At 48.6% G+C, this 6,168-nt stretch carries 6 protein-coding genes; all 6 read right to left on the bottom strand.

The window, feature by feature from the left end; translation table 11 throughout:
• Positions 1-19: 19 nt before the first annotated feature.
• Positions 20-601: a hypothetical protein gene (locus tag ACYVGR_RS01940; protein WP_460953502.1), complete on the bottom strand. Its 582-nt coding sequence runs from the start codon at positions 599-601 to the stop codon at positions 20-22.
• A gap of 280 nt (positions 602-881) precedes the next feature.
• Entirely contained in the window at positions 882-1,418 is a 537-nt protein-coding gene (locus ACYVGR_RS01935; RefSeq protein WP_460953500.1) for a hypothetical protein, read from the bottom strand.
• A gap of 150 nt (positions 1,419-1,568) precedes the next feature.
• Positions 1,569-2,813, bottom strand: a complete 1,245-nt coding sequence (locus ACYVGR_RS01930; RefSeq protein WP_460953498.1) for a DUF1624 domain-containing protein — start codon at positions 2,811-2,813, stop codon at positions 1,569-1,571.
• A 109-nt stretch (positions 2,814-2,922) separates the two neighbouring features.
• Complete coding sequence (locus ACYVGR_RS01925) at positions 2,923-3,417, bottom strand: RidA family protein (protein ID WP_460953496.1); 495 nt, start codon at positions 3,415-3,417, stop codon at positions 2,923-2,925.
• Positions 3,418-3,504: 87 nt separating this feature from the next.
• The gene (locus ACYVGR_RS01920; RefSeq protein ID WP_460953494.1) at positions 3,505-5,004 is read right to left on the bottom strand and encodes an amidohydrolase family protein; all 1,500 of its coding nucleotides are present in this window, start codon (positions 5,002-5,004) and stop codon (positions 3,505-3,507) included.
• Between the two features lie 63 nt (positions 5,005-5,067).
• Positions 5,068-6,120 carry a proline iminopeptidase-family hydrolase gene (locus tag ACYVGR_RS01915; RefSeq protein WP_460953492.1) on the bottom strand — a complete coding sequence of 351 codons (1,053 nt, stop codon included), beginning with the start codon at positions 6,118-6,120 and terminating at the stop codon, positions 5,068-5,070.
• Positions 6,121-6,168 lie beyond the last annotated feature (48 nt).

The raw sequence follows: 6,168 nt of genomic DNA, 5'->3' as shown, positions 1-6,168 counted from the left end.
TTTCGTTAAGTTGTTTTCCCTACATCGAAAATACGTCATTATCAATCTGATTTAGTATAAGAAATCCAACGGGAACACTATCAGTAATTCCAATGAGAAATCGGGAAAGAGCAGATTCTATAAATACAATTCCCGTTGCTATCATTGCTCGTGCGTGGATGTTAATGTCTCGCCGATTCACAATAGCAATGATATACATGATTCCCAAAATCAAAAGGTCTTTGAACGGTAGCAATAAATGTGGCGGAGGTCCGCTCAAAGAAATTTCTCCGTTTACAATTTCTAACTGTTTCTGGATTTGAAAATGTTTCAGTAGAATAACGGAAATAAACAATAACGGCATTAATATGTAACTCAGTTTGCCAATGAATTTATGCATGGCAAGTTCCTTTTTTCTGACTAAAATTGGCTGAATGATTAATGCTAAAATCCACAAAGTCATTATCACAGCGTGAAAATGAAAATAAAAGTTGTAGTCGTTCGTGCTGGGAAAGAGTTTTGAAAAATAGCTGCTCCAAAATCCTAATAAAACCAATATTGGCAGTCCGATAAAATAGTAACCTGATTTGTCGAAGCGTATTTTTTTCGTGATTGCTTCCATATTGGTTTGTTTGGTTACACGTTGTTTGTCTTGCGGATTGCTGGGATAGTACCGCTAACGTCCTAGGGCTTTGCGTTCGGGCGGGAAATAGAAGCACAAAAGCTGATATTATTAGACTTGATAATTCAATTTTGTGTATCGCATGTTCGTGCACGCGCTTTACAAAATTTTGACTAATAATGCCTATTACTAACGTTCAATTGAAAAACTGTTGTTAAATTTTGCACTTCAGCCCGCCTGACGCAAAACCCGTGTTGTGCGTTCGCCTTTTTGTCTTTTGTTATTTTAAGTCTCGGTCAAATTGCTCCATGAAGCTAATCTTACCTTCTTTGTTTACTAACCATACCTGCTGATATTTTACTGCATGTTTACTATTGTCCTTGTCTGTATATCTGTCAATAGCCCAAACTAAAACCCAATCATCCCCTTTGTCCGTACTTTTAACTGACATGACAACATCCAACTCTGTTTTAAACGAAAAGAATGATTTCCTGTAAGACTTAAATGCAGAAAGTACACTGTCACGACTAGCTTTTAATTTAAGTTTAGGCATACTGATGGTTACACTGTCAGCAAAAATGCTTTTTGAATTGTCTACTGAATTGTTCTCAAAATTCTTACAAAAACTTAAAACCATTTTTCCTTTTTCAGGGTCAATAAATTTAAACTTTGCAGAGTAAGATATTGGATAAGGGTAGGCAATGTCTTTTTGCCCAAGGTCTTTTTCTACTGATGCTTTGTTGTCAGACGGTTTAGTTGATTGTGCATTGCAATAAGAGAACGCAAGTAGAAAGACTATCAAATAGATTAATTTCATTGTCTTTATTTTAAGTAGTGAGTGATTAATGTGTCTCTCTAAGGTGACACACAACTCGCCGATTTATATCATCCGGAATCGGGAAAGTAAGGATCATACGGGTTCAGATTTTACGCCTGTATTCCCATTGTTTCATCCCGAATGGATTGATCACAGATAGCTCAGCCACCACTGCTCTTTATGCCTTGTCTTGTAGGCATCATACCAGCGACAGAGGGGATACAACGACGCGACAACGGCTATCCAGATCAGGTAAACCACCCCAAGATTGTAGCCTCCATTGCCGGGCAGCACAAACCGCATCGGTATGGTTTGCAGCGCTTTATCGGCCTCCATCATGGTATGACCAGCGGCAAAAAAGACAATTATACGCAGGGTATGCAGGACATAAAAATGGATCGTGTAATAAAAAAAGGCCGTTCGTCCGTAGGTGCGCAGCACGTCCGTAACGCGATTGTGTACATTCTCCAGCAACGCCAGTCCCAGCAGTCCCGGCCCTACCGTAATGCACATATATAGCAGCGATGGGGGGTATTTATGTACCTTCATGAACGAGAAGAACGTGGTTAGGCCATCTTTCTGGACGCTCCAGGGGAAGGGGTCGCCGTATTCATTCAGCAAACGCAGCCCCACAAATAACCCAATGGCTCCGGCACCGAGATAAAATAGCCACTGTTGACGCTTCGTGGCGGCAACCGCTGGGGCAAACAACCGGCCCAGGCAGTAGCCCAGCATCATTAGCCCCAGCCAGGGAAGAAATGGGTATAGTACCACAATGACCCGACCAGGAGCGTATTCAAACACACGATGATTGCCGCCATGAAACAGCGCCCACCAGAAACCCGACGTAAATCCCGGTGTCTGTTCCACCGCATCCAGCAGATTATGGCCTAAAACGATCGCTAAACCAAGGCCCAGTATGGCCCGGAACGGCAGCCACGTTAGCCCGGCCATGAACACCATGCTGATGCCCAGCGACCAGAAAACGACCATCGTGATGGGATTAAACAGGGTAAACGTATCCGCCGGTGCAATCAGGAGCACCTCGGCTACAATGAGCCATAGACCCCGTTTCAGCAGGAACATACTCAACTCGCTGCGCGATTTTCGTAAGCCCTGCAGGTAGATGGACGTACCGGATAGCAAGGCAAACGTAGGAGCGCAGAAGTGGGTAATCCAGCGGGTGAAAAACAGCGCAGGTGTGGTCGTGACGAGGTTAAGCGGGTCATCGATCCCTGCCTCGGCGTGGAAAAAATCCCGCGTATGGTCTAGCGCCATAATGATCATAATCAGGCCCCGCAGTACGTCGATGGACTCGATGCGGCTTTTGATTAATGAAGGCGCTGGATTCAGGGAGCCTGCGGTTGCAGATGTATAGGGGATCGGAAAGGTCATTTCAGTATAGCGGCTAACACTCGTCTATGTGTCATGGGAGATTTGGGCTAACCTCAGGCAGGAATCTGTCAAAAACGATGAGGCTCGTCATCGAATCCGCTCAAATGAATCAGCGCACTTTATAGGCTTCTAACTCAATCTCAATCAATTGGCCGGGCAAGGCTAATTCCTTTACGCCAAACCACGACCCGGTCGGAAATTGCTTTTTGTAAATCGTATTTCGGTAAGCCGACTGGTTCACAAATTCGGACATGTTCGTGGTCAGAATATTCTCCACCACAACATCGTCCCAGGTGTAGCCATAGTGTTTCAGAATTTTGTCCAGATCGGCGTAGCAATTTTTCATTTGTTGTTCCAGATCACCTTTCGCCGTCAGGTTTCCTTTCTCGTCCATACTGACCGCACCCGATATTTTCAGTTCATTGCCAATCCGAACGGCATGGGAATAGCCATACGCTTTTTCGACGTCGGGCCGTAACAGGAAGTACTCCGGAGCATCGGATTGAGCCGCTCGTTTCTCATCTGCTTTTTGGGGAGCGGTATTGCAACCGACGGCAAACAGGAGCAGGACTGCAAAAACGGAAATAAATTGGTTGATTTTCATAGGTCTATGGACTAGAGAAAAGGTTGCGAGGAGATAGGTTTTATAGTAGATCGGAGTCGAGTTAAGTGATTGACAGCCAGAGAAATATTACTTTTTGTACTTCCCATACACCGCCTGACCGGGGAAAACGCGGGGAACAGTCTGGCCGTTTTTCAACACCAGCACCCCGCCAATCACCACATACTCGATGCCCTGGGAGAATTTTAAACCTTCGTCAAACGTGGCTTTGTCAAGTACGGTGTTGGGGTTGAAAATAGTAATATCGGCATCGGCCCCGACCTGAATCCGGCCTTTGAAACGCATGGCGGGGGCTACGGTTTCGAGCATTTTGGCCGTCAGCAAGGTCATTTTTTCGATGGCGGCAGGCAAGTCCAGCACCTTGTCTTCGCGCACGTATTTGCTCAGCACCCGCGCAAACGTACCGGCCGTGCGGGGGTGCGCCAACGGTGCATACGGCCTGCCGTCGGAGCCAATCAGTATGCCCTTCGCCCGGATACCAGCGGCTACCCAGTCGGGTTTCATAGCGTGGAAAATGACGACTCCCTTCGTTTTTCGGTACGTGTCGAAGGTTTCTTTGGTGAGCCGTTCGCCGGTTGCTGCCCATTGCAGGTCTTTGTAGTCGATGCCCAGCCGTTCTTGCCAGCCATCGGCAAACATATTGGTAAACAGCCCCGTCGAACCGGCGGTGTAGGGGTAAATTTCGGCGGTGATGGGAAATCCTCTTTTTTGGGCCATCTGCACCATTTCGATACCCACCTCAATCTGCGACAGCATCATGCTGGAGATATGCACCAGGTGCATCGGCGCGTTGGTCAGCATAGCATCTGAGATAGCCTGTTGAATATACACAAGATTGGGATCGCGGACGTGATTGAAAATAGTGGCCTGCATCTCGCCCGCCAGTTGATAGACCCGAAAAACCTCTTCGGGTTTGGCCCCCGGCACGTACCCAATGTATAGACCAATGCCAATGCCCCCGGCTGCGAGGTCGGTTCGGATGTTGGCCAGCATGGTTTGGGTTTGAGCTGCGTCGATTCCTTTGGTAAACGAACCGCCCACCGCGCTCATGCCCATGTCGGCATTGAAGGTCTCATTCGCTACCGCCTGCTTCAGTTCGGCGGCTTCGTTGGCGTAGCCGGGTAACGCCTGCATCCGGGCAAAGCCCCAGTTGGCACTGGCCCCATAGTTGATTAGGGCCTTTCCCTGGCGGGTCTTATACCACTCGTCCAGAAACGGCACACCCACTTCCAGCTCTAAGGCCGTCGTAATGCCGTCGTGCAGTTGGTATTCCTGCTCCTTGTTGCTGATGCCGTGAACATGCGGGTCAATAAAACCCGGCGATACCACCAGCCCGCTGGCGTTTATGACTTGCCTCCCACGCAGAGGTGCCGAACTGATTTGGGCAATCCGATTGCCGATGATGCCCACGTTTTTAATGGTGTCCAATTTGGTTTCTGGGTCAATAACCCGGCCACCAGCCACCACCAGATCGTATTCCGGGCCTACCTGCCCCAGTACGGAATAAACCGTGCCGAACGCCAGCGTGAACCCGATGGCCCATCCTCGTAACTGCCGATAAATAGACATGGTTGTGACTGTTTAGTACTAATTCGTTCGTCTGCCCCGGATTGACATGCCGGGAAACCTGTATCATTTCGCCAAAAAAGCGATCAGCCCGGTGAAATACGTTTGCTGATCGTCATACATCGCGAAATGGCTACCGTTGGGGCATAGTAGAAAAGTGCCGTTTTTCACTTGCCCGGCCATCCACTCCATGTGTTTGGGGTCCATCGTGTCGTAGGTGGCCCCGATAACCAACGTCGGCACGGTAATTTTGGGCAGGTCTTTGCTTCGATCCCAGTTTTTCAGATTAGCATTGTCCGCCATGCCAAACTCGCTTGGCCCCTGCATGGTCACGTACTGCTCCTGATTGAGTTTGGCAAACCCCCGGTTCAGCGGTTCGGGCCATTGCGCCGTTGGTATACGGCAGATGTGCTTTTCGTAATAATTGGGCAGCAACAGTTCCATATAGTGCGGGTTGGCAAAGTCGCCTTTGGCTTCGAGGGCTTTGATCTCGGCCAGCACGTTGGGGTCCATTTGTTTGGCCAGTACCTCGTTGGCATAGCGGCTGTAGGCGGGCGCACTGCTCATCATGTTTGAGATAAGTAAGCCCTTGACGTTTTGCCCGTATTTGAGTGCGTACTCTATGCCCAGAATGCCGCCCCACGAGTGGCCATAGATGTAGAAATTGTCTTTATCTAGCCCTAAAGCGACCCGAACCTGCTCCAGTTCGTCAACAAAACGGGGCAGCACCCACAAGCTCGTGTCGGTTGGGCGGTCGCTGTTACCCGCGCCGAGTTGGTCGTAATAAATGAACTCGATGCCTTCTTTAGGCAGAAAACTCTCGAACACCTCGTAGGCCTCATGACCAGCACCGGGACCGCCGTGCAGAATCAAAACCTTGACCGTTGGGTTGTTGCCAATCCGCTTCGTCCACACGTTGAATGTGCCCTTCGGAGTCTTGATCGGGATTATTTTTACGCCCCCGTTTTGCATACCCGTATCGGCTGGGGCAAAGTAGGTTTGGAGTGTGTTAGCCTTGTCGGCGTTTAGTTTTGGGTCACAGCCTGCAACGGTCGGGCCAATGAGCAAAACAGCAAAAGTGGCTGGTAAGATCGAAGGTAGAAATTGGTTGATTTTCATTGATCTATCTACTAGAGAAAAAACGGCGAGGATACAGGTTTTATATGC

The organism is Spirosoma litoris, from assembly GCF_054776755.1.
The sequence above is the reverse complement of the archived record's forward strand: the minus strand, read 5'-3'. Positions and strand labels throughout refer to the sequence as shown.